Below are 26092 nucleotides of genomic sequence, written 5' to 3'. Positions count from 1 at the left end.
CTATGCAGAGAGCTATTCCGCAACCAGAACGAAGCCACGCCGACACGACGATGTTGTCGAGCAACCCGATGTTGCGCAATCGAGGTGGGCCGATCAGGTAGAGCGCATCGGCTGCAATGGCGAGTGGAATTTTGAGCTGGCGGATTCCATGCCCTTTCTGGTTTCTGAACTTCCCTGCTGGAAGGAGGGCGGCCTCGCGCTTCACGTCTGGAACGGTCCAACCCATGCGTCTTTTGGTGCATCAGCGCACAGCGTTGGCGACGTGTATATCGAGGTGGCGGGGGAGCACTACTGGGCGCTGATAGATGGCGAAAGAGTCTGGATTCGGCCTGATGGCAACTGCTTCTTCAACGCCATCTGGAAGGCGCTGCAAGCGTCCGGGAATGCGGATGCGGTCAAGCGGATTTTCCGGGGACGCGTGCCTGTAAACGAACGGGAGGCGTCCGATTATTTCCGTCGCGAGATACGGGACTACGCGCTCGGTCATCCGGAGCTCGAGGCGATTCTGCTGGGTGACGATGACAGTCCGGTCGTTCAATGGAGTCAGCCACAAAGCCGCTGCGAGGCGCGCAAGACACCCGGCGAGCGCAAGCGGGAATCCCGGAGCGCGCGAGTTGTCGCGATTGGAAACGACATTGGCGCAACACCTGAACATGTCGGAGCGCGCCCGGGATTACGTGGCGAGGTCGACGAAACGGACGCGGATGCGTTCCTTGATGCATCGGCTACCGCCGACTGGCTGGTGCAACCCGAGCGGCGAGACAGGCCTGCGTTTGAACCACAACAAGCCGGCTCCAATGAAGCGTCCTGCCCGCAGAAACGGGTCCGGCGCCTCACACCCTTCGCCAACCCGTATCGCAGTGCGTCAGGCACCGATCAGGAGACGCCGGAAAACGGCTTCTTCCGTACCGCTGCCGATATCGCAAAGCGGGCGGGTGAGCAGATAGGCCGCCCCGCAGCCGTGGCGAGCCGTGTCTACAGGGAACGGCAGGAGATTTTTCGCGCTCTGGGTGCCGATGACGTATTGAAGGCGTTGTCGCCGGTTCTCATCCCCGATGGTTTCGAGGACGCTGCCTGCGATGCCGACTGGATGCCTCAAGGCGCACACGATGTTTGGCTGGCCGATTCGGAATGGCATCAAATGCCCGAATTTCTCCGCCCGCGGGAAAAAGTTAAATGGAGTACGCCGCTCGTTGAATACCATCACATTCCGCGTGCCTGCCACACCGAATTTCAGCGGGTGCTTTTTTCCGCCGGGTCCCAGCTCAGCGGGTGGCTCGCCTACAGCGGATTATTGTCGTTTGGATATTGGGCATTGGCGAAAGTCTCGCCCATGGCGAGCGTCGTCGCCGCTGCGGGCACAACGGTGTACAACCTGGTGGCCGCGTTAAGGCAGCGCGATGTGCTGGGTGGACTCGTCCAGGTGCTACTGGCGCTTCCCTATCAGCTGCTTTCCCCGCAATCCCTTCTATTTGCCATCGCCGAAGAGACGAAACGGTATATCGACGAGGTGCTGGACGGGGTAACTCCCGAATGCCTGACGAGCCAGCGGGAAAATATTTACATGGGTGTCGGGCTTGTCGCACTCTTTTCGTACTACGGATATTTTGTCAAGCGGCAGGCAGTCAACCCTCTCGTCTCCAACCTTCTCGGAAGGACCGTTTATCCATCAAATGGATTCCTCCTTGGAAACGATATGCAGCCTCCCGGAACCCCGCTTGGTCAGACCATGGCGGGAATGATCGGCAAACTGCAACGGGCGGTACAGGGGTATGCGGTTTTGCAAACGATCGTGAATGCGGCGTCAGGCACCCGGGAGCATGACATTCATACCGGGCAGGAGGGCCTGCAGGCCGAGCGGATGGTGCTGAGTCCGGAGGAAAAGGCCATCCAGAAACGGGAGAAGCGCGCACGATTCGACGAAGCGCGATCTGCCCGGATTCGTTCAAATACCACGAGGCCGGTGATTGGCGAACTCGGTCTGGAAACGCCGGCTTCCTTGACGACGGCGGCCGGTGCCATGGGCCGGCAAGGCGAGGCGGATGGTTTCCTTGTCGGGCACCCGAGTGAAGACGGGGCCTATTCGAGGCTGATCAACACTACTTCGAACGCCACGCCGATCACGACTGGTACCGGCGTGACTGCGCATGTAATTCCTGGGACGAATGCATCCGCAACGGCGGTTGCGGAGCACCCGATATGGTCAGGCCGTGCAGAAACGGCGGCCTCGACCACGGTGTCGCCGCAGTCAATTCAAGCCGAACAAACAAATGCCACGATTGAGGCACCCCAGCTGGATGTAGTGGGCAACGCTGCTCCAGAGGCCAGCGCGCGATCGCCCGGGGCAAAGAGCGGCGGATACGTTTCAGTCCCGATGGCAGCGGCCACGGCCACGGCCGCTACGGTCGTCGGCCACGCGGCGTTCAGTACGGCCGGCGGGGAGGCCGTGGCGCTTACCGTGGAGAACACTGCATTGCTGGTTGATGGAGAAGCGGGTGCGCTGGCCGCAACAGCGGGCGTCCAATCGCTGGTCAGGAAGAGCCCGCTCGTGGGTGGCGTGGTCGGGGGCGTTGGCGCGTTGGGCGCAGGAGCATACGGTCTATATCGGCTGGTGACCTGGCTGCAGCAAGCGGACGGCGATGAACCTGCTCCGCAAGTCCTTGCTCATGGGGAGAATTTGACATCCGCGGTGTCGGAAGGCGTTGATGCAACGGCGGTTAGCGAGAACGGCAGCACTGTGATGCATGGCAGGAGCGATGGGTTGAGCCGCTCGACGCATAGCACTCGTCGACAGATTGAAACCGAGGCGGAGATCATTTCAGAATCGACCATGACCCCTGGCTCAACCCAGTCGTTTGCTACGTCAACCGGCGCGGTTGGTGAGCCTTGGCCATCCGGCATCGAGCTGGATGAAATGGTCGACGATTTCATCGTTACGCTGACAGAAGAGGATGATGATTTTCTCGCAATGAGACAGTCGGTGATCCCGAGCGATGGTGGGATGCCCGGGGACTTAATCGACTTGGCTTTGTATCGGTTTGAGCAGGAAAGCATGGCGGACCGTGCAGGTCGGGACCGTAGATCAGTGAGCGCCGATACCGGAACCACAATCGCGCCTGCCGCAACTAACGAACTGAGTTCGTGGATCCGGAATAACTGGCCAGAGCGCGAAGCTTTTACGCCGCCTCCAGACGATCCAATGCAGATGGTCACCAAGGGCGTTTATCAGTCGAAGAATGGCACCGCATACATGTTTATCGGTGGCGCTTGCTGGAAATTCGTTTCGACGACACGGCGTGCTGGATATCTGGAAAATGAAAAAACCAAAAAACAACTCCTCATTGTTCGGCGCATGCCGAATTTCCTATGGGGCTTCACCAGCATGGGCAGAAAAAAACTCCGACTGGGTCCGATCCCCGAAGCGGATATACCTAAGTCAGCTTCAGTTTCACCGGAATTGACCTCCTGGGTGGCTCGGCGCTGGGGCGCGGCAGGCGCAGATGTGAAACCGGGTGGCGGGATAAGGATTTCAGACGGTATCTACGAAAATAAAAAAAGGAATCTGTTTTTAAAAGTGAACGGTGCGTTCTGGAAATTCAGGTTCATGGCCGATCGAAGCCACGCTGAGCTTTCCAATCAGAACGGAGAAACTGTTTCCCTTCAATTCGCCGAGGGCGGATGGAATAGGGCCAGCGTGGCAAGTACCGAAGCGCCGACTACGGAAACGAATCGTCTTGACCGTACTCACATAATCGAAAATCTCTTCAACTATGATTTTTACAACGGCTACGTAAAGAGTCAATTGAAAGAAATTGTGCAAGCTGTCGTGAGTGGGATGAAGGAAATAAGATATTCCGAGCTACTTTATAAAGTGAAGGAGCAATGTGACGTCTGGTTTGCAAAAGAATATCTGGTCGAAAACTCGACGACAGTGGCTGAAATAATGCTGGCACGGGACGAAATGGAAGTCCGGATTGGTCACCTACGATTTTCGGGTAGGAATGATACCTCCAATGACACGAGTTCATTGTGGGATTATTACAACCTGGAAGTTGTGGAACCCGTGCTCAATGAATATGGCCAGTCATTGTTGCCCGGCTCTGTTGACGATGCCATATTTCTGGAGGCATCGAAGACGACTAACGAAAATAACAGGTTCGCGACCCATCGCAATAATTTGACGCTGGAAATTAATCAAATGCGCGCCGCAGCGGAAAAATTGGAAAAGCGAAATGAGGAATTGAGAGAAAGAACGAAGACTTTGACGACTGAATTGCAGAGATTGCAAAATTCCATGGACCGTCTGAATAGAAGCTATGGAATTGGGGGCGCGAAAGCTTACATGTGGAGGTTTTGGGTTATAGCCGATCTGGAAAAAGATAATATTAAAAAAAATATCTATAATAAAAGTGAAGATTTTAGATATTCCATGGAGGAGTTTGCAAGAAATAAAGGTGAAGTGCAGAAAATCCGGTTGAATGTAACAGGTCTGAAGAATAATTTAACTATCTATAATGAAAATGTAAATTCCATCGAGACCCAGCTTGCAGATTATAGGATGGAAATAAATAAAGTCCGTAAAATAATAAATTCAAATCTGAATAAAGGTGTCACTCCCTCGGATATTTTGTCCTGCATGCGGGCATGCCCGGTTGCGTATCGTGCTACTTTTTTTAGTCTCGCCTATGCGCAAGTGATCGTTAAATGGCTGGTGCGAAACGGCTACACACTGGATGACGTGACGACGCTGGAGAAACTAGATGTTGCGAAGTGGTATGTGTCAAGCCAATCCGCTTTAATTCAAAGATATCTTGAACTATTAGCTAATTTGCCTATTGATGAAATTAAAAAAATTAATTTTTTCGGCGATTTTCGCGATATCTGTTCTGCTCAAAGGGAGGCAGCGAGATTCTACAAAAAAAGCCACGGTTCGTTATCAGGGAGCGAGACACATGCGTCGTTACTTGACTCCTATTATGAACTATCGATTTCTGATGAGGGAGTAGAAGGAGTGCTGCTTCTCACGGCGGCAACTATTTATGGAATCCTCAAGCACCCTACAGCACAGTTCGATTGCTTTACAATTTCTCCTGGGCTGATTATTGAAGAATTTGTTCTGGACAAAAAGGCGAAGGGACCGTTGGCTAGCAAGGGAGAGAAACCTGAAGGATTTTTTTCGCTGCGGGATATGAAAGACAGCAACCAGTTCGTCACGCAGCGCGAATTCACTGATCAATTTGCTGACTATAAGGATAAATTCAGTAAATATGAAGCAAGCTTAATATCGGTCGGGCAGCTTGTGTCGTCTGGATTGAGTCTTTCGCAACTGTACTCTATCTTTAAAAATTTTTACCGATTTGATCTTGTCATTCGGATCGAAAATATTGCCAAAGCCGGAGGGGTGGCGTTCGTGGAGCTGTATGACGGAAACTGGCTCGTGGTTTCGTGTTTTGCCGATGCCGTGCGATCGAAATATGTTTCGGCTAAAGATATGGCCAAAAACAAGTATTTGAGTTTTCTGATAAAAAACCCGCTCGGACCTGTGCCTGGACTTGATGGGAAACCTCGGCCTAATCCGCAAGGAGGCGCTAAAGACGGTCATATCAACCGTGAATGGCAAGACTTGAAACAATCTTTTGTTATTCCATTTTTGGGAGGGAAATCCCCGCATGCTGGTTCAGTACCATTGATACTTATGTCCGAACGAACAGGAAATTATTGTAAATCAGACGGTTTGTTGTTCAACGAAATGCAAGTTTTTACCCAGGAATGTTTGAATGAAATTGCTAATGGGCAAAAAAATCACTTATATTATCCATCTTACTGGCAGAGCATCGCAGATGCATATGTACCATTTTATGGTGAGATTTACCGCTGGCAGACCGACAGAGAACACGTGCCGGATGTCAAACAGTTATTGTTCGATACTTTTACTGTTATTTTAACAGCGGTTCCCTTGGGCCTGTCACTGGCAAAATTGTCTCAAGGTACTGTAAAAGCAATCACCGGATTGGTCCAGGAAGCTCAAAAGCAGGGGCTGACTGGCGCGCGGCTGGTTAAAGCAGTAGTGGCGAAATTGCCGGAGGTGGGGCTGAAAATCGGTGCGAAAAATATCAAAACCGGGATTGTCGCGATGTACGATCTGATCGAGCCTGTTCCTTTAAAAACGAGTCTTACTCTTGTTTATAAAGGAATAATGAAGTCAGCAAAGCCGCGCGGATTGGGCAGTTTGATGAAACCGGTGGGACTCAAAACAGACGGAAATGTGGCAGCCTCGGTGAAAATTCCTGCGGCGCCTTCGGGGAGGCTTGGAACTCCAGGAAAAATCAACGAAAACTGGCGAAAAAATGACATTTCGCTCGATGGAATGATCAAGGGCGACGGTTCTCTCAACAAGGGCGTCTACCGCAACGCTGTCGCAAGTACTTCTGCCAACCCGGAGGGGTTTGAATACTATATTGAAGCTGGTTCAGGCAAGTATCAGGTGCGGTGGGATGATTATGCGCGCACTTGGCGCGTCGTAGATCCCAAGCATCCACGGCAGTTTAGCTACGCGGTTCCTGTGAAATTGGACGAAAGCGGCCAGTGGATCACGCATAATGACATCCCGGGAAGAGGCGGTAATGCCCTGGATCAATTTGAAAGAGTAGGGAATTTATTGCATCCGGCCAAAAACCAGATTGCACCCGTTAGCGACTTATTAGCCAGGGCACGTGACGAATCTTTGGATTTGATAGATAATTTTAAGAAAGATATCCGCGATGGGAAAAATAAAAGAGAGATCGACAATCTGCTGGATATTTTTATTGGAGGGCATGATGATGCATTAAAAGGGAAGCTGCTTTCTTCGCTTGGAGAGCAGCATGAATTTCTGAAGAATTTAAAAACCAATAATGTCGTCTATCGCAGCGGCTATTCTGTTAGTGAAATTACAGATTTTCTGGAGATCGAATTAAATTCTGGTGCGGCGCGTCATCCCGTTATTAAAGCTTACATAGACGCAGTCGTTGACATTGGTGCTGAGAATTTTAAAAATAAAGACGAACTGGTGGGACTGATGTCAGCCGTAATGCTCAGGGCGAGTCACGGTGTAGCCGGTCTCGCGGAGCTTACGGAGCCGTCTGCAAAAATATCCGGTAATGGGCTTGACGTTTCAGGCGTCGTGAAACCCGTTCTGGCAGGCATGGTGAAGTCAGCAGACGGTGAAGCGATTTCCTGTCTGTTAGCCCACGTTTCTTATATAAAAAAGCATCCCGATCTGCACGACAATTTTTTAAAAAAATACAACGCCTGGAAAGATAAGCCGGAGGGCTCATTGCCATGGGTTTTTCCGACGCGAGGCTCGGGATCGAGGTTGCAATTGGTGGGAACGGACAAGGGAGCATTACGACATGGTCGCGTGCAGCCGCTAATCGGCCGCGGGGTGTTGTTCGCTAAATCAGCAAGCAGCCCCGGTATTGATTTTAATTTTGTAAGAAGCGATGCTGTGGTTGACACTGCAGATCTGCAGCCGCAAAAGTTTACCCTTTCTGAAATTAGCAGGGAAGATGGCAGATTGCATGGTTTTGTTGGTATTTCCCCTGGAGACCAGGCAGACTCTATATCGAGAAACGGGCCTGCCATGGGATCGTGGGGCGCAACGGACTCGCTAGATAGTAATGTGGTGGTAATCGAAGTATCAAATGGTCAGTCAGGTACGATTGGAATCAGTATTCCGCTCGATCAACTTCCTGAAGGTAAGCCGTTTATTATATCGGCGGGTGACTTGAGCGGCTGTACAATGGCTTATGCCGTAGATGGGAATATGTTCTACGCGTACCATTCGGGTCAAATGTCGGGCAACTCTGGTTGGTTGACTAGTCGAGAGGGGGCGGCAAGTCTCTATAGAGCGCATCTTTCGCTCACCGGGCGAACTGTACCCGGGTATAACGTCGCGGATAACAAATTGGCTGACGAAAGTGGCGTGACCGTGCCGGGCAACGATGCGTTAATTGATATCTTATCGACTTACGATAAGAGTACCCTAAATTATTTTGGCAAGGTGATGCCAGATGGGGTGTCGACGAGAACGACCCGGGTTGAAGATAATGTAAATCAATTCGATTATAATAAAGCATTTGAGTCGGATGGTTCGCGGGTGGGTGTTGCGTATGCGCTGCTTGTCAAAGACAAGGGTAAGGTAAAAGTCACTACTTACTCTGAGGACATGTCGGTGGTCATGCGAGAAGGAAAGGCAGGAATTTTAACGCTCGATAATTCGGAATACATTCTGAAAAATTTCGATGAGAATTTTGAAAGAAGAAAATTTGAGGAAATCCGGCTGGAAAATGAGCCTTTGATTGAACTTGGGGCTGATGAGAAAGAAAAGGAATCTTTTATCGAGACTGTTTTTTCGCAAGATTCGGAAATTAAAAATTATATTTCCAATCCTTATGAAAATTCCAGAAATGCCGTGCAGAGATTGTGGAATCTTTTCTTTGGCAGCGAATCCAGTGGAATTGTTAAAGGGTTTGACGAAAATGGACTATCAACGGAAGATGCAAGAAAGGTCGAAGGCCTTAAAAATCTTGTTCGAGATCAGGATTTTTCCATAGAGGTGCGCGCAATCAATTATTGGGAGAGTGACAGGACGTCGGCTATCAACAAGGCTCATTTCGCGTTCGTGCTGAATTTCCCTACCGTAAGATTTATTCTTGATCCCACCGCGCGGGCGCTTATTGAGAATATTGGCGGTCCGCTGGTGAAGGCGGAGCAGCAATGGTTGAGGGCATGTCGGGAGGCATTGGCAAATTCGACGGCTACGGTCAAATACAAGGATTTTTCGTCGTATGAAAATGCGCTGGAATTCAGCCCGGCGTATCCAGTCGACGCTCGGACTTATGTTGAAGGTTCTTTTTTAGTCAGAGAAGCTCCTTGGTACCGTGAGGATGGCGCTACCTCGACCAAGGCGGCATCATCCACGGCTTCACCTGACCGTGCGCCCGGTGAGGTCATGCCTGCGCCTGGCGACGATCAGACAGCACGTGCATTGTTGCGGACTCTGCTGGCTACCGCGCCTGCGAAAATCGATGAGAATGGGCCCGTGCGCGACCCTGCCTGTGAGGCAGGACTTATTCATTTCTTTTCGTTCGAAAATGGTCTCGCGGACGTGATTGCTCCGAATGTGTCGCTGCAACCGTTCGACAGCACGTCGACCACCACCGGGACATCCGTCGCCGACAGTTTCGGCGGCAAGGCTATGCAGGTGTCGTCGCTGAACAGGGGCGGGGACGGGCTGAATGGTATGAAGCTGGCCGACGACGTCAGCAGCCGCCCGCAATTTTCAATCGGCTTCTGGTTCAAGTCTGACGGTGTGCAACACCATGCGCCTGTGCTATGCAACAAGGACTGGGGGGTAGGCCTGAATCCCGGCTTCGTGATCGATCAGCAAAAAAATGGCTGGTTGAAGTTCAATGTTGCCGACGGCAGCAAGCGTGCCGACGCGTTTATTAAATTCACCAGGAACGCCTGCGTTTACGTAGCGATGACCTTCGACACCGCCGCGTCGACTGCGACCGCTTATGTGGGCGATCCGATCCATGGCGCGCAGACAGCGACCTTGAATCTGGACGGTATGGACATGTCCGGAATTGCTGGCGCTCACGGAACCATCGCCCTGAACGAAGACGTGCTCGGCAACTATTACTCGCGCTACGGCCACACGCACGGTTCGATGACCTTCGACGATCTCGCCATGTGGGATCATGTGCTAACCCAGCAAGAGCTCGATGCGTTAGCCATGTCGGGGCTTACCGGTGGACTGATTCACTTTTTCCCATTCGAAAATAGTCCCGCCGACCTGGTCGCGCCGAATGTCTCGCTGCAGCCGTTCGACGGCTCATCGACTACCCATGCTGCATTCATCGCTGACCATTTCAGCGGCGAAGCGATGCAGGTGTTCTCGCTAAATTGGGCGCCGGGCGCGCTGAATGGTATGAAGCTGGCAGACGACGTCAGCAGCCATCCGCAATTTTCAATCGGCTTCTGGTTCAAGTCTGACGGCGTGCAGAACCATGCGCCTGTGCTGGGCAATAAGGACTGGAGTGCCAGCGTGAATCCCGGCTTCGTGATCGATCAGCAAAAAGATGGTTGGCTGAAGTTCAATGTGGGTGACGGCAAAAATGGTGTGGATAAGTTCATTCCATTCAGCCGCGACGCCTGGGTCTACGTCGCGATGACTTTCGACACGGCGGCTTCGACTGCGACGGCTTACGTGTGTGAAACGTCCGGTGCCTGTCAAGCGGCGACGTTGGATCTGCGCGGTATGGATATGGGCAGAATCACCGGTACTCACTCGACCATCGGGCTTAATGAGGACGCACTAGGCAATTATCACTCGCGTCGCAATGACGGGTACGGCACGATGGCCTTTAACGACCTCGCAATGTGGAATTGGGTGCTCACGGAAACGGAGGTGCGATCGCTAGGCGGATGGGGGCATTCACTGTTTGAGTTGCTTGGCGATTAAGGCGGCGCTGACCCGGACTGCGCAGGCGGATTCCCCATCGCCTGAAACAAGGCCGCCGTATCCGTCAGCCGCGCGCTCGTATAGCGGATCTCATCGAGCTGCGCGTTGCGAAACTGCTGTTCGCTCGACCGCGTCGACGCGATCGGTAACGCGCCCAGCCGGTAGCGTTCCGACGTCTCATCGAAAATGCCTTGCGCCGAACGCGCGGCAATGCTCGCCGCGTCGAGCGCCTGCGTGTCGTGCTGCAGCGCTGCAAGTGTATCGGCGACGTTCTGGAACGCGGCCAGCACGGTCTGCTTGTATTGCGAAACCGTGGCGTCATACGTGTCGACCGCCGCGCGGCGCTCTGCGAACAGGGCGCCGCCATGGAACAGCGGTTGTGACAAAGACGCGCCAATACTCCAGATCGCCCCCGCGCCGGACAGCGCCACCGGCCAGCTAAAGCCGCCTTGTCCCATCGACGCACTCAGCGAGAGACTCGGAAACATCTGCGCCGTCGCGACGCCGATATCGGCCGCCGCGGCTTTCAATGAAGCGTCCGCGGCCTGAATGTCGGGCCGGGCGCGCAGCAGCTCGGACGGTACCACCACCGGCACCTGTTCAGGCACATGCAGTTGCGCAAGATCGAGGTCGTCCGGAGCCGCGTCCGGCGTGCGGCCAAGCAGCACCGCCAGAGCATGACGCGTCGTCAGCCATTGCTGCTTCAACCCTGGCAAACTCGCTGACAGACTCGCCGCACTTTGTTGCGCACTCAACTGATCGGCGTGCGAGACCGCGCCCAAAGCGTAGCGCCGTTGCGTGTCGCGCGCCTGATCGTTGGTAATCGTCACGAGCCGCTCGGTCGTGTCGATCTGCGCACGCAACGCCGCACTCGTGATCGCCGCCGTCACGATGTTGGCGGCCAGCGCGCGGCGCGCGGCTTCGAACTGATAGGCCTGCACATTCACGCGAGCAGCGAGCGCAGTATCGGCGAGACGCGAGGCGCCGAACAGGTCGAACGTGTAATGCGCCTGCAATTGACCGACGAAGATGTTGTAGAGGAACGTATTCGGACCGGCCTCGGGGATCGCCAGCGCACGATTGCGGGTGGCCTGGCCGCCCGCGTCGATGGTCGGTAGCAGCGAACTGCCGATCTGCGCACGCAATTGCTCGCGCGCGGCGGCCAGGCTCCTGTCGGTCGCGGCAAGCGTCGGGCTGTTGCGCAAGCCTTCGTCGACCAGTGCGTTCAGCGCCTCCGATTGATACAGCTTCCACCATTCGGGCACGGCCTTGGCGCCGACTACGAATTGCTGGGTGATGCCTTGGGCGGGCACGGTTTGCGTCGGCTGCGCTTCGGCGCCGTAGTGAGCCGGTTGCGGCATGGCGGGCGGCTCGCCGTTTGGGCCGAACGAGCACGCGGCGAGGGTCAGCGCGGCGCCGCTGAGAAGCGTGAGGCGCAGGTGTCGAGGGAATGCAAAGGTAGCCATGATCTCAGTTCCCCGAATGCGTCGTGCCGGACGGCGCCGGCGGCTCGCGCTCGTCGCCGCGAACTCTGAACGACGTCGCGTACAGGGCCGGCAGATAGAACAGCGTGAGGATGGTCGCGCTCGTAATGCCGCCCATCAGCGCGGTTGCCATCGGGCCGAAGAAGTTTGAGCGCAACAGCGGGATCAGCGCGAGCACGGCGGCAGCGGCGGTCAGCGTGATCGGCCGGAAGCGCCGCACCGTCGCACCGACGATCGCATCGAAGCGCTTATGTCCCGCAGCAATATCCTGCTCGATCTGATCGACGAGAATCACCGAGTTGCGCATGATGATGCCGAACATGGCGATCACCCCGAGCATCGCGACGAAGCCGAACGGCTGGCCGAACAGCAGCAGCGTGCTGACCACGCCGATCAAACCGAGCGGCGCGGTCAGCACCACCATCAGCACGCGCGCGAAGCTCTGCAGCTGGATCATCAGGAGCGTCAGCACGGCGATGATCATGATCGGCATCTGCGCATTGATCGACGTTTGTCCCTTGGCGCTTTCCTCGACCGAGCCGCCGACTTCGATCCGGTAGCCAACCGGCAGCGTGTCGCGAACCTGACTCAAGGCTTTATCGACCGCATGCGTAACGTCGATGCCTTGCGCGCCCGGCGCCACGTCGGATTGCACGGTGATGGTGGGTTGCCGGTCGCGCTCCCAGATCACGCCATACTCGAGGTCGTTGCGCAGATGGCCGAGGGTGCCGAGCGGCACCGGTCCGTTCGGTGTCGGCATCGCCAGCGTGACGAGCTTTGCGGGGTCGACGCGTTCCGCCTTGGGCGCGCGCAGATCGACGCTGATCAGCTTGTCGCGCTCGCGATACTGCGTGACGGTGTAGCCGGACAGCGTCATCGCGAGGAAGCTCGAGATGTCTTCGGAGCTCACGCCGAGTTCGCGCGCTTTCTTCTGATCGACTTCGAAGCGCACCGAGCGCTCGGCGGGCTCGTCCCAGTCGAACTGGACGTTGCTGGTGCCGTGGTCGGCGCGCATGATCGCGGCGACGCGTTCGGCAATGGAACGCACAGTGGCGATATCGTCGCCGCTCACCCGGAACTGCACCGGATAGCCGACCGGCGGTCCATTCTCGAGGCGCGACAGGCGGGTGCGGATCGCCGGAAAATGGTTGCGCAGTTCCGGTTCGAGCCATTGCGCGAGCTTCTCGCGATCTTTCACCGACTTCGCCGTGATCACGAACTGCGCGAAGTTGGGCTGCGGCAACTGCTGATCGAGCGGCAGATAGAAACGCGGCGCACCGGTGCCGACGAAGTCCACCGTATGATCGATTTCCGGCCGGCCCACCAGCGCCTTTTCCAACCGCTGTGCTTGCCGCAGCGTCGCTTCGAACGAAGCGCCTTCGGGCAAACGCACATCCACCAGCAACTCGGGACGGTCCGAGCTCGGGAAGAATTGCTGCGGCACCAACGTGAAGCCTGCCATGGCCAGAATGAACAGCACGACGGTGATCGCCAGCACGACGAAACGCCGCTCGATGCACCAGCCGATCCAGCCACGCAGCCGCTTATAGAAGCGCGTGTCGTAGATGTTATGTTCGTGATCCTCCGCTTCGTGTTCCTGACGCTTGCGCTCGGGCAGCATGTGATAGCCGAGCAGCGGAATCAGCACCACGGCCGCGAGCCACGACGCGATCAGCGCGATTGCCGACACTTCGAAGATCGAGCGCGTGTATTCGCCGGTGCTCGACTTCGCCAGGGCAATCGGCAGGAAGCCGGACACGGTCACCAAAGTCCCGGTCAGCATCGGCAAGGCGGTGCTGGTGTACGCAAAGGCCGCGGCGCGCGTGCGGCTCCAGCCTTGTTCCAGCTTCACCGACATCATTTCGACCGCGATGATCGCATCGTCGACCAATAGCCCCAAAGCGAGCACCAGCGTGCCCAGCGACACCTTGTGCAAACCGATGTCGAACAGATACATGCACAGCGCCGTGAGGGCCAGCACGACAGGTATCGAGATCACGACCACCATGCCGGTGCGCACCCCCAACGACAGAAGGCTGACCACCAGCACGATCGCAATCGCCTCGGCGACGGCCTCGAGAAAATCGTCGATTGAATGCGCCACCGCGTTCGGCATGCTCGACACTTCGACCAACTGCAAGCCGGCGGGCAGATACTTGCGTAGCCGGACGGTTTCCTGATCGAGCGCCTTGCCCAGACGAATCACGTCGCCGCCCGGCTGCATCGTCACGCCGATGCCGAGCACCGCCTTGCCGCCGGAGCGCATCTGCGTGGCGACCGGATCGTCGTAGCCGCGTTTGATGGTGGCGATGTCGCCGAGACGGAACGAGCGGTTGTTGATACGGATCAGCGTGTCGGCGAGCGCATTGACGTCCTTGAACTGGCCGGTGGGGCGCACGAACACGCGGTCGTCGGTGGTGGTCAGCGTGCCTGCTTGCGAGACGCTGTTCTGCGAATTGATCGCCTGACCGAGTTGTTGCGGCGAGATGCCAAGACGCGTGAGTTGCGTATTGGCGATCTCGATGTAGATGTGCTGATCCGGATCGCCAAAATAATCGACCTTGCCGACGCCTGGCACACGCAGCAGCACCGTGCGCAACTGGTCCGCGTAATCGTGCAGTTGCGCGGCGGAAAAGCCGTCGCCCTCGAGCGTATAGATGTTGGTGTAGACGTCGCCGAATTCGTCGTTGAAGAACGGGCCTTGAATACCCTGCGGCAAGGTTGCTGCGATGTCGCCGACTTTCTTGCGCACCTGATACCAGGTTGGGGGGACGTCTTTCACCGGCGCCGAGTCTTTCATCGAAAAGAACATCAGCGATTCGCCAGGGCGCGAGTAACTGCGTACGAAATCGATGGCGGGTGTTTCCTGCAATTTCCGGCCGATGCGGTCGGTGACCTGTTCCTGCACCTGGCGCGCGGTCGCGCCGGGCCAGAAGGTGCGGATCACCATCACGCGGAACGTGAAGGGCGGGTCTTCGGATTGCGCGAGCCGTGTATAGGCGAGGATGCCAAACGCGGTGGAGAGTGCGATCAGGAAAACGACCAGCGCCTGATGGCGCAGCGCCCATGCGGACAGGTTGAAGCGTCCTTCTTCATGCGCGGTGCTCATGAAGCAAAATCCTCGGGATGCAGCGGCGGGATCACGTGGACTTTCTCGCCGGCGGTCACGGTGTGCACGCCTTGCAGTACGACGCGTTCGCCGTCCTTGATTCCCTGGGAGATCACAATCGTGCGCTCGTTGTAGCGGGTGACCGTCACGCGGCGCAGTTCCAGGGCGTTGTCCGCGGCACGCACGACCCACACGGCCGGCTGCGTGCCCGCGTGGAACAGTGCGGTGGCGGGCACGGTGAAGGAATTGCCCTGATTCGCCGAGGCATTCGACGGCGGCACCGTAGCGAGCGTGATGTCCGCGGTCATGCCGAGGCGCACGTCCGGGCCGGGATTGTCGAGCGTGAGCTTGGCGCGGTAAGTGCGGCTTTGCGGATCGGCGGCGGGGGACAGTTCGCGCACGCGCGCGGTGAAAGTACGCCCCGGCAACGCCGCGAGGACGACCTTGGCGGTTTGGCCGACTGAGAGCGCCGATAGCGCGCTTTCCGGCACGTCGCAGACCACGTCGATATCGCCGCTCCACGCAAGGTTGTAGACGGCCTGGCCCGCGGACACATTCTGGCCCGTGTCGGCTTGTTCGGCGGTGATTACGCCCGCGTGATCGGCAACGAGCGTGGTGTACTGCAACTGGTCTTTCGACAAAGCCGCCTGTTGCGCGGCCTGGTCGCGCTGCGCGGCGGCGGATGCGTAGGCGTTGGTGGTCTGTTCGAGCTGGGCGGGCGCGATCAGGTTTTCTTTCGCCTGTGCCTGGTCGCGATCGAGCTGCTGCTTCGCATACACGAGGCTGTGCTGCGCGGCGTCCAGTTGAGCCTGCGCGCTGCCGGCATTCTTCTGCGCATCGGCCGGATCGAGCCGGGCGAGTATCTGTCCGTTCTTCACCACGTCGCCGAGGCGTACGCGCCGTTCGATGATCTTGCCGCCGACGCGAAACGACAGTGGCGTCGCGTAGCGTGCTTGCACTTCGCCTGGCAACGAGGTCGCCTGGGCGGCATTGCCGTCCGCGTGCACCGCGACAGCGACCACCGGACGCGGCGCGGGCGCGGCCGCTTCTTTCTTCGAACAGGCGGCCAGCGTGAGGGCGCCGGCGAGAGCGAGGGCGAATGCTGCGCGGCGCAGCCGCGCGGGACGGACACGCCGATGGGACTGCTGGCGCACTGCAGACGATGCGGGAGGACCGGGACGCTTCACAATTACCCCAACTGGAGACGGCGAACGAACACGGCAAGCCGCAGCGGCCCGCCAGCGAAGACGCGTGGGCCGAATCATGCTGCTGGCGTACGCATCTGACTTCGAATGGTTGACTGCATTCTAATACACACCTGTATTTGAATGTAGGAATGAATTTGGATTCTTTTCAGTGCTAGACTGGCGCTCATGAAACGGCAACGACTTACACGCGAGCAGAGCAAAGACCAGACGCGTCTGCGTCTGCTCGACGCTGCGCAAGCAATTTTTATGAAGAAGGGCTTTGTCGCGGCGAGTGTCGAAGACATCGCCGGAGCGGCGGGATATACGCGCGGCGCGTTCTATTCGAACTTCCGCAGCAAGAACGAATTGTTTCTCGAACTACTGCGGCGCGATCACGAGACGATGCAGGCGGGCCTTCAGGCCATCTTCGAAAACGCGGCTTCGCGCGAGGAGATGGAAGAGCGCGTGCTGCGCTACTACAGCAGCCTGCATCGTGAGAACAAGTGTTTCCTGCTGTGGGTGGAGGCGAAGCTGCTGGCCGTGCGCGACAGCCGCTTCCGCATACGCTTTAACGCGTTCATGCACGAGAAGCTGGAACAGTTGAGCGCGTACATCCGCGAGTTTTCGGCGCGCGCGGGTACACCGCTGCTGTTGCCGGCGGAGACGCTGGCGATGGGCTTGATGGGTTTGTGCGACGGCGTGCAGTTCTTCTACACCGTCGACCCGCAGAACGTGCCGACGGAGATGGCGGAAACGGTGCTGGCGGGATTTTTCGCGCGCGTGGTGTTCGGGCGCAACGCGTAATGCGGCTGGGACGAATCAGTTCGGGGTCAACTGCGCGCAAGCATCAGCAGCTGGCGTCGCGCAGACGAACGAATATTGCCCGCTGTAGCGCAGGACTTCTTCACCCACGTGCAGGACGACCTTGATGTCCGGGCACCGCTCGTAAGCGATAAAGGCCGAACAGGCCGCCGCAGACCAGCAAACCAGTGAAAACGCGATTTTTTCGAAAAGCTGAAAACGAGGTGACATAGCGATCAATTAGCGATTAATTTCCGTTCGGGCGCTATGTTAGCAGAATATAAGGGTTTATACCTAGTAAAAATCCGCACTATGCCTCGCACGCGTCACGCGAGCGCCTCAGGAACCTGACTGGTTTGTCATGTTCAGGTCAGGGTTGGGACATGACAGGGTCGATAGAATCGAATCGTTGGGCAAACCCGTGCGCGCTTGGCCGCTCGGGTCGACACAGGCGGCGTCGTTGCGCCGGCCCGGCTTTATCGAGGTAGGAGTCGTCCCATGAATCAACTACAGTCGATGCGTGTGTTCGTCAAAGTGGCCGACCTCGGCAGTTTCGTCCGCGCGGCCGCCGCCCTGGATCTTTCCACCGCCGTCGTCACGCGGCACGTCGCCGATCTGGAAGCGCGCCTCGGCACCCGCCTGCTCAATCGAACGACGCGCCGACTTTCACTGACCGAAGCCGGCGCGACCTATCTGGAACGGGTGCGTCGCATTCTCGACGATCTGGAAGGCGTCGAGCAGATGGTGGTGGCGCGCAATCACGAACCGGTCGGCACCTTGCGCATCGTCGCGCCGGTGGTGTTCGGCCTGCATAGCCTGGCGCCGGTCGTGCAGTCGTACACCGCGCGCTATCCGGATGTCGTGCCGGATGTGACGCTGGTGGATCGTCACGTCGATCTGGTTGAAGAGGGGTTCGACGTCGGCATCCTGGTTGCGCGGCAGATGCGCAGCGCGAGCACCGTCACGCGCCGCCTCACCACCGGCTACATGACGGTCTGCGCGACGCCCGCTTATATCCAGCAGCATGGAACGCCGACCCGCCCGCAAGATCTGCTGATGCATCCGTGTCTGAGTCGGCCGGCCGGGCAGGGCGGCGACGAACGGGTCTTTACCGGACCGAACGGCGAAGTGCGTGTGAGGCCCGCCAACGCGATCGCCGCCAACAACACCGAAATGCTGCGACAGTTCGCCCTGCTGGGCATGGGCGTGGCGATTTTGCCGAGTTACCTGATCGGCCGGGACCTGGCGTCGGGACGGCTCGTACCCTTGCTCAGCGATTACCGCCTGCCGCAAGTCGAAATCACGATTGTCTATCCGAGCCGCCTTCATTTACCGGCGAAAGTGCGCACCTTTATCGATCACCTCGTCGAGCATTTCCGCGCGGCCGACGATCGCGTCCGCGATCCACGCGCCATGACGCCGCGGCGTGCCGTTGCCTTCTCGCCGGCCACCGGCAATCTGCCGGTGGCCGGCATGCCGGGCAAAGCGGCGCGGCCGAAGCCCCAAGCCTCGCGCGCGCGAACCTTGGCGTCGTCGGCGGTTTGACGAGCCTCGGGCGAGCGTTTCAAGCGCATCGTCGAGGCGCGCGGCGTCGGCCTTAGTCGGCTCTACGCACTCGGGTTATCTTCGCCGAAAGCGAATGGGACGTTGATTACATCACGCCGGACCCAGCGTTAAGGCCGGCTTCCCGCTCATGCTCCGAGGCCCGGCCCGTAATTGCCACCGAGCAGACGTGTGACCGAGGCTACGTCGGCATAATCCTGCTCCGGCAAACCGTCGAGCATCGACACCACCTCGTTGCTCGCGCCGGCTTCGCGTGCGGCGTCGACTAGCGCGTCTTTGTAGGTCGGAAAACGGACTTCGCGCAGAACGTCGGCAATCTGCAGATCAATCGATTCGCCGGGAATAGCCGATGCGGTCATGCAAGCGCTCCTGTGGCTGCTGTTTTCAAGTCTGTAAGTGCTCGTTCTGGCCCGTGAAGCTTCGATCCAGATGCCGCGACTTAGGCAGCGCGATGTGTTGCCAGTGTTGCGGACGCGTGTCGTCCGTGGCAGCGACGTCCGGTGCCGCGGGGGCGACGGGTGCGGCGTTGGCGCGATCGGCAAGGCTAGGGGCGGTGCTGTCCAGCGCGGTATGAACCGGCGCGGCGAAACACGAGGCTGACAGCGTCACCATGATCGACAGTGTCGAGATTTTCATCGCCCGACCTCCTAAGCTCATGCGGCGCTAAGCGTTGAGCAAGCGCTGTGCCGTCCCCGCGTCGAAAGGAAGGCGCAAGCTACGCGCGGCGTTGCGATACGCGGCCGGCGCGCATCTACCATCTTAGATGGCAATTGGCCGCGACGCGCGCAAATCTAGCGCAGCACGTCGAACCGCGTCCACGGCCACGATGGCCGGTCGCGCATATAACCGTTGAGCCAGTTCCACTGCGGATGCCGCTTCATGAACGCCTGGGCGTCGAACGGCCGGCCGCACGGGTGTCCCCAGCGCGCGGAGAAGGCCATGGCGCGCGCCATTTCGCTGTCGGCCACTTTGCCGTCATTGGCGCCCCATGGGTTGAACGGCCCGTGATCGGTGCCGCCGAAGCGCGCGTCGTCCAGTTCCAGATGCCCGCAAATAGTGCGCGAGCAGGGATTGTCATTGCGGTCGAGATAGACATCGTGATGGTCGGCGATCATCTCTTTCGCGAGTTCGACGTCGATCTTGCCATGATGCATTTCTTCGAGTTGCATGAAGCGCAGCCGGCGCGCGCCGTTCTTGCGCACGTCCGTATAGTCTTCGCCTTCGCCGATGCATTCCTGGTTGCGGATCTTCAGATCGGTCGCGGTGTTATAGCCGCTGTAGAACCCGTCCTTCGTACTCTCGAAGCCGGAATAGTGCAGCCCGAGTTCGTAGCGCGCGATCTCGCCGGTCTTGGTATCGCCGAGCAGCCAGCTGTTCGCATAGCCGCCGTTATTGGCGACCGCGAACATCTCGCACCATTCGCCGATGCTGTTGGCGTACTGCGAGGCGCGCCGCGAGCGATAGAACTCCGGTGCACCCGCCGCGTTGTAGCCGACAAAGTTGGAGATCGTGGTTTCGGTCACCATCAGTCCGGCCGCGGTGACCCAGAAATCGGTGAGGCTGGAGATGCAGCCGGGCAGGCCTTGCATGAGGATGCGGTGGCCGCGATCCGGCACGATGTCGAACACGACATTGAATGCGTCGCCGGCGGCGTAGCGGTCCCACGAGTTGTGCGCCATGACGATGCGGCCGTCGCGGGTGGCGCCGCCGGTGGCGATGAACGCGCTGCAGTGATGGCCGCGCCGCCCGCGCCATGGTTTCAGGCCGAGCCGCGGCTGTTGCTGCGCCGCGTGGGTGGGCCACCAGCTTTGCAGCAAATCCATATAGCCGTTCCATGCCAGCACTTCGGCGAACGGCAGCTTCGCGCCGTCGGCGATGCCCTGGATTTCGTCGGCGAATTCAGTGTCGAGCTTCGAGGCGAACTGTGAGACAGCGGCATCGACGAAGGTGTCGAAGTCTTCGCCGGTATCCCACTTCGCCAGGTAGCGGGCGGTGCGGATCGCGTTCTGGATTTCCGTGGCGAGCAACTGGCCGTGCTGCTCGCCGCGATCGTACGGCTCGCCTTCGATATGCAGAAAGATCCAGCCCGCCTGGTCGCGGCGCACGGCATCGAGGGACGGTTCGCTCATCTTCGCTCCGATCGAAGGGCGGGCGTCTCGCTGCGCCCGTCTTGGCGTAACGCGCGCTGCTGGCAATCACTGCAGCGGCTTCCCCAATTGTAGAGAATCTAACGTGCTTTGCACGGCCGCCGAACGGGCTGTCCGGGCGGCACCGCACCATGCCGCGCGGACTCGAAACGGCCACGCGACAAAACGCCCAGAGGCCTGAACGCCGCCTCAGCGCGTCGGATTCATGCGGAAATAGGCATCGAGCAGCGACGTCTTATAGACCACCCCCGCAAGCTTCGGATCCGCAGCGCTTTCGACCACCGGCAGCCGCTCCCCCTGGAACGCAAGGAAGTGCTGCAACGCGACCCCCAGTGGCATATCCGGCGTGAGCACGTCGAAATGCGGCTGCAGATAATCCGCGGCGGTTTTTGTGGCGGTCTCCCGCTTGTCGAGCAGATCGGATGTGATGTCCTTGAGCGCGACCACGCCGAGGAATGCGCCTGACTCGTTGGCGACATACAGATACTTCACCGGATATTCGAGGAACACACGCGTCATGTCGTGGACGGTCGCGTTCGGCGGCACGACGGTTTCGGCGGGGCGGATCAGTTCGCGCATCTGCGTGGCGCGCAGGCGGCTGCGCTCCTGCTCCTGCTGATTGCGGCGCAGCGTGATTTCGTACATCGACGTCTTGCCGATCGCGCGCGACACGAAATACGCGACCACGCACGACACCATCAGCGGCAGCACCACCTGATAGCTGAGCGTCATTTCGAAGATCATCAGGATCGCCATCAGCGGCGCCTGTGTCGCACCGGCCAGAAACGCGCCCATGCCGACCATCGCATAGGCGAACGGCGCTGAGGTGCCGTGCGGCCAAAGCGCGTGCATGCCCTGGCCGAACAGCGAACCGACTACCGCGCCGACGAACAGTGTCGGCGTGAACACCCCGCCGATCGCGCCTGAACCCACGGTCGCCGACGTCGCGACGATCTTGAACACCAGCACGAGGACGAGCGCGGTCCAGGTCCACGGTGAATGCAGGATGGAATTGACGACGCTATAGCCGTTGCCCCACACCTCGGGCGTCCATACCGACAGAATGCCGACTACCAGACCGCCCAACGCAAGCCTGATCGGCAGCGGCACGGGCAGCTTGCGAAAGTTTGCTTTCGAGAAGCCGATCAGTCGCAGAAACTGCGGCGCGGCCGCGCCGCACAGCAGCCCGAGTGCGACGAACAGCACGACTTCGGCACCGGTGACCGGCGGAAACACCGGCATTTCGTACGGCGGCTTGTAGCTGGTGAACTCGCGCATCGTGATGTTGGCGACCACCGCTGCGACCACCACGGGGCCGAAGCTTTCCATCACGATCGAGCCGAGCACGATCTCGGTGACGAAAAACGCGCCGGCAATCGGCGCGCTGTACGCGGAGGTTATCCCGGCCGCCGCGCCGCAGGCTACGAGGAGGCGCAGGCGCGGCGGATCGAAATGCACCCAGCGGCCGATCAGCGACGCGGCCAGCGCCGCCAGTTGCACCATCGGACCTTCGCGGCCGATCGAACCGCCGCTCGCAATCGTGAACAGCGACGACACGCTGCGCCAGAAGCTCAGCTTGACCGGCACCACGCCGTCGCCGATCGCGACCGCTTCCATGTAGTCGATGTGATTGCGCTTGTCGACGTGACGCTGCGCGATCAACAGAAAAGAGCCGGCGATCAGGCCGCCGGCGGCGGGCAGCCACACCCGCACCGTCCAGGGCAAGCTGCGCGCCATTTCGACAAAGCTGCCGGACTTGCCGACAACCGCCAGTTGCAGCAACGCGATGCCTTCGCGAAAGGCAATCGTCGCGAAGGCGCCCGCGACGCCGACCACCACCGACCAGACCAGCATCGTGTGGGCTTCGGAGAGACGGAACAGGTGTTGGGCGCGGGTGCGCAGCTTCAGCAGGAATGAAAGCACGTCGGCAGTAGAGGGCGTGATAGGTGGATGAAATGCGCACACGGCAACAGCATCGCGCTCGCTGTTGGAAGCGGGCGCGATGCGGGGAGTGGACGACGAAAAGCGCCGCAGGTCAAGTCGGCGCCTTGTCGAGTTCCGGGTAGTGCCGGAAGATGCAGGCCTCGTTATGCTCGATGCGCCGGTCTGACTGAAGATACGCGGCGATGTTCGGCCGCTCGATCACCGCGTCGTGCAATGCGGCGAGGCGCGGATAGTGTTCGCCGAAACGCTTGAGCGCGCGCGGAAAAGCGTACAGCAGACCGTCGATCAACTGGAACATCGACAGGTCGACGTAAGTGAGCGCGTCGCCCACCATGAACGTGTCGCCGGCCGGATTCTGTTTCAGCACGCGCTCGAAGTAGCCCATGAACTTGGGAATCCGCTTGTCGATGAAATCGTGCGCACGCACCTTGGCGGCGTCTTTCTGGTCTTCATAGTAGAGGGCGCTGGCGAGCGGATGATGCGTATCGTGCGCTTCGGTCACCACGTCGGCGATCGTCAGTTGCAGACCGTTGGCGACGTAGCGCAGGCTTTCGACTGATGGCGCCAGGTTGAGCCTCGGCCCGAGATAGAACAGGATATTGGCGGTCTGCGCGACGACCAGGTCGCCGTCTTTCAGAAACGGCGGCGCGAACGGCGGATGCGGTTCGTCCTTGCTCTTCATCACCGCCATCATCGCGCTCGTGCCGAGTCCCGCGGACGGGTCGCCGCGCGCCACTTCCACATAGGGGGCGCCGGCTTCTTCCAGTGCGAGCCGCACGAATTCGCCGCGGCCCTGCAGGCCGTCCCAATAATAAAGCTCCAGGCTCATCGATCGATCCTCATTCCGCTTGCATGAACGGGTTTGCGTGAACGGGTTACGTCAGCAGCCAGTATGCCGCGCATGCGTGCCGGATGGTTCTCCCGAATGCACAAAACCCCGCACGCGGCGGGGTTGGTCTGGAGGCGAGGGCGGCTTAGCCGAACAGGTGCTGGACGGTCCATGTGATACCCAGTCCGCCGGCAATCAGCCACACATACAGGATGAAGCCGGTGGTCAGTGCGCGGGGCCCGGCCTGGCGGATCTGCGCGACGCGGGTTTCGATGCCGAGCGCGGTCATGGCCATGGTCAACGCAAAGGTGTCGAGCATGTTCAGCGTGCTGGTCGCGCTTTCAGGCAAGACGCGCAGCGAGTTGAGCACGACGAAGGCGAGGAAACCGAGCGCGAACCAGGGAATCGCCAGCTTGCGAGGCGCGAGTTGCTGGCCGCCTTCGGCCGTTGCGGTGGCGGCCGCGCTGCGCGCCGAGCGGTTCACCCACATGCCGACCACCAGCAGCACCGGCACCAGCAGCATCACGCGGGTCATCTTGACGATGGTGGCGATGTGGGTCGCTTCCGGGCTTACGTTGCTGGCCGCGCCGACCACCTGCGCCACTTCATGAATCGTGCCGCCGAAGAAAAGGCCCGCGCCGACCGTGTCCAGATGCAGCCAGCCCGCCTTGAACAGCACCGGGTAGAGGAACATCGACAGCGTGCCGAACAGGACCACGCTGCCCACCGCCATCGCGCTCTTGTGCGGCTTCGATTGCAGCGTCGATTCGAATGCAAGCACGGCGGCCGCGCCGCAGATCGCACTGCCGGCCGCCGTGAGCAGCGCCGTATCGCGGTCGAGCTTCATGATTTTCATCCCGGCCCACGTGCCGATCACGAGCGTGCTCACGACAACCAGCGCCGACTCCGCGAGGCCGGGCAAGCCGACTTGAGCGATTTCCTGCAGGCTCACACGCAGCCCGAAGAATGCGACAGCGATGCGCAGGAGCTTGCGCGCCGAGAAATTGACGCCGGCCGCCCAGCTTTCGGGCATGCCGTCGCGCAGTGCGTTGCCATAAATGGCGCCCGCCACGATGCCGACAATCAGCGGACTCAAACCCAAACCGGCGATGGCCGGGATCGAGGCGATCCGGGTGACGGCGGCGGCGAACAGTGCGACGAACAGAATACCGTTGAGCTGGCCCCGGGTCGACGACTTCGAAGACCCGGCGGGTGTGGCGGAAACGGTGAGATGAGCGGTGGACATGGGCGTAGCGCCTTTCTGTGACTGACGTGATTCGATGGGCCCAATCCTAAATTAGATATATCGATATGAAAAATCATGATTTAGAATGTAAGGTATCGGTTTAGCGGATATTTTTACCATCATGACCCCGGACCAGCTTATAACGTTCGCTGCCGTCGCCGAGCATCGCAACATCAGCCGGGCGGCAATCGCGCTGCATTTATCGCAGCCGGCGGTGTCCGGCCAATTGCGGCAGTTGCAGGACGAATTCGGCGAGCCGCTTTATCAGCGCGACGGCCGCGGCGTGCGTCTCACGCCCGCCGGCGAGCAACTCGCCAGCTATGCCACCCGGCTGCGCGAGATCTGGCGGCAGGCGCATGCGTACCGCGACGCCTTGCGCGGGCTCGAGCAGGGCACCTTGCGGATCGGCGCGAGCACCACGCCGGCGAGTTATCTGCTGCCGTACCTGATCGCCGATTTTCATCGCCGCTATCCCGACGTGACGCTGCATACGGCCGACGGCAACACGACGGAAATCGTCGGCGCGCTCGGCGCGGTCGATATCGCGATGATCGAAGGGCCGGTCGGGGCGGATCTGCCACCGGATACCGCGGTCCATGCGTGGCGCGAGGACGAGATCGTCGCGATCATGCCGCGCACGCATCCGCTGGCGCAGGCGGGCGACGGGATTGGTATTGACGGTGGCCGGGCGGAGCTGGCGGCGTTCGGCGCGTATCCCCTGGTGTTGCGCGAAGCGGGTTCGGGTGTGCGGCAGGTTGTGGAGCGGGCGTTCGCGCGGGCGGGCGTGCCGATGCGCGTGGCGCTGGAGATTGCCGGCGTGGAAGGCGTGAAGGAGGCGGTGCGGGCGGGGATGGGCATCGGCTTCGTCTCGGCGATGTCGATGCGGCACGAGGACGGCGCGTTGTGTCTGTTCTCGCTGAGCCCCGAACCGCTGACACGGCGGCTGTCGATCCTGGTGCCCCATGCGAGTGCGCCGCCCCGGGTGGTCAAGCAGTTTCTGGCGCTGTGTCTCGCGGAAGGGCCTTGACTCAGACGGCTTAACTGCGCATTCCCACAGCGAGGCCGTTAGCCCAGGGCGCCGGTGGCTAACAGCCTGCGCTCGGGTTGAATGCCCACCAAGCCTTGGCCTGCCGGCACCGGCTCTCATGCCGGGTTCGCCTGGGGATTTCCACTATGGTGCATGACGCGGGCCCCGGCGCACTATTCAGTGCTTCCAAGGCGCCTCGGCGCTTTTTTTCGAAACGGGATTGGAACCGGTTCCAACTGCCGATCGCG

14 protein-coding genes are annotated in these 26092 nt (G+C 59.3%); 4 read left to right on the top strand and 10 right to left on the bottom strand.

Going from position 1 to position 26092, the window contains the following annotated elements:
* Window positions 1-1090 precede the first annotated feature (1090 nt).
* Complete coding sequence (locus ACAX43_RS08170; protein WP_370708308.1) at window positions 1091-10507, top strand: cytotoxic necrotizing factor Rho-activating domain-containing protein; 9417 nt, start codon at window positions 1091-1093, stop codon at window positions 10505-10507.
* Here the strand turns inward: ACAX43_RS08170 and ACAX43_RS08165 are convergent.
* From ACAX43_RS08165 to ACAX43_RS08155, 3 genes are read right to left on the bottom strand one after another with little or no spacing between them, the layout of a single operon-like run.
* Window positions 10504-11973 (bottom strand): efflux transporter outer membrane subunit, encoded by a 1470-nt coding sequence (locus ACAX43_RS08165; RefSeq protein WP_370707903.1) that lies wholly within the window; start codon window positions 11971-11973, stop codon window positions 10504-10506. The two genes, ACAX43_RS08170 and ACAX43_RS08165, sit on opposite strands and share 4 nt — an antisense overlap.
* A gap of 4 nt (window positions 11974-11977) precedes the next feature.
* Window positions 11978-15100, bottom strand: a complete 3123-nt coding sequence (locus tag ACAX43_RS08160) for an efflux RND transporter permease subunit (RefSeq protein WP_370707902.1) — start codon at window positions 15098-15100, stop codon at window positions 11978-11980.
* Window positions 15097-16254, bottom strand: coding sequence for an efflux RND transporter periplasmic adaptor subunit (locus ACAX43_RS08155; protein WP_370707901.1), 1158 nt, complete (start codon window positions 16252-16254; stop codon window positions 15097-15099). The genes ACAX43_RS08160 and ACAX43_RS08155 overlap by 4 nt, the downstream gene beginning before the upstream one ends.
* Before the next feature lie 219 nt (window positions 16255-16473).
* On the opposite strand from ACAX43_RS08155, the gene ACAX43_RS08150 reads away from it, so the two are divergent.
* A complete protein-coding gene (locus ACAX43_RS08150; protein ID WP_370707900.1) occupies window positions 16474-17091 on the top strand; it encodes a TetR/AcrR family transcriptional regulator in 618 nt (205 codons plus the stop codon).
* 15 nt (window positions 17092-17106) lie between these two features.
* Here the strand turns inward: ACAX43_RS08150 and ACAX43_RS08145 are convergent, their stop codons facing one another.
* The gene (locus ACAX43_RS08145; RefSeq protein ID WP_370708307.1) at window positions 17107-17319 is read right to left on the bottom strand and encodes a hypothetical protein; all 213 of its coding nucleotides are present in this window, start codon (window positions 17317-17319) and stop codon (window positions 17107-17109) included.
* 267 nt (window positions 17320-17586) lie between these two features.
* On the opposite strand from ACAX43_RS08145, the gene ACAX43_RS08140 reads away from it, so the two are divergent.
* Window positions 17587-18633, top strand: a complete 1047-nt coding sequence (locus ACAX43_RS08140; RefSeq protein WP_370707899.1) for a LysR family transcriptional regulator — start codon at window positions 17587-17589, stop codon at window positions 18631-18633.
* 146 nt (window positions 18634-18779) lie between these two features.
* On the opposite strand, the gene ACAX43_RS08135 is transcribed toward ACAX43_RS08140, so the two are convergent.
* From ACAX43_RS08135 to ACAX43_RS08110, 6 genes are all read right to left on the bottom strand, one after another.
* Window positions 18780-19010, bottom strand: coding sequence for a DUF2795 domain-containing protein (locus ACAX43_RS08135; RefSeq protein WP_370707898.1), 231 nt, complete (start codon window positions 19008-19010; stop codon window positions 18780-18782).
* A 25-nt stretch (window positions 19011-19035) separates the two neighbouring features.
* Window positions 19036-19287: a hypothetical protein gene (locus ACAX43_RS08130; RefSeq protein ID WP_370707897.1), complete on the bottom strand. Its 252-nt coding sequence runs from the start codon at window positions 19285-19287 to the stop codon at window positions 19036-19038.
* Between the two features lie 155 nt (window positions 19288-19442).
* Entirely contained in the window at window positions 19443-20780 is a 1338-nt protein-coding gene (locus ACAX43_RS08125; RefSeq protein WP_370707896.1) for a C45 family autoproteolytic acyltransferase/hydolase, read from the bottom strand.
* 207 nt (window positions 20781-20987) lie between these two features.
* The gene (locus ACAX43_RS08120) at window positions 20988-22721 is read right to left on the bottom strand and encodes a ClcB-like voltage-gated chloride channel protein (RefSeq protein ID WP_370707895.1); all 1734 of its coding nucleotides are present in this window, start codon (window positions 22719-22721) and stop codon (window positions 20988-20990) included.
* A 112-nt stretch (window positions 22722-22833) separates the two neighbouring features.
* Complete coding sequence (locus ACAX43_RS08115; protein WP_370707894.1) at window positions 22834-23571, bottom strand: glutathione S-transferase; 738 nt, start codon at window positions 23569-23571, stop codon at window positions 22834-22836.
* A gap of 145 nt (window positions 23572-23716) precedes the next feature.
* Window positions 23717-24817 carry a YeiH family protein gene (locus ACAX43_RS08110; RefSeq protein WP_370707893.1) on the bottom strand — a complete coding sequence of 367 codons (1101 nt, stop codon included), beginning with the start codon at window positions 24815-24817 and terminating at the stop codon, window positions 23717-23719.
* A gap of 121 nt (window positions 24818-24938) precedes the next feature.
* Here ACAX43_RS08110 and ACAX43_RS08105 point away from each other — a divergent pair, with 121 nt between their 5' ends.
* Window positions 24939-25844, top strand: a complete 906-nt coding sequence (locus ACAX43_RS08105; protein WP_370707892.1) for a LysR family transcriptional regulator — start codon at window positions 24939-24941, stop codon at window positions 25842-25844.
* Window positions 25845-26092: the final 248 nt, after the last annotated feature.

The sequence above is a fragment of the Paraburkholderia sp. IW21 genome, from assembly GCF_041321145.1.
Taxonomy (GTDB): domain Bacteria; phylum Pseudomonadota; class Gammaproteobacteria; order Burkholderiales; family Burkholderiaceae; genus Paraburkholderia.
Note: the sequence above shows the minus strand (reverse complement) of the source record. Positions and strands in the feature narration are given on the sequence as shown.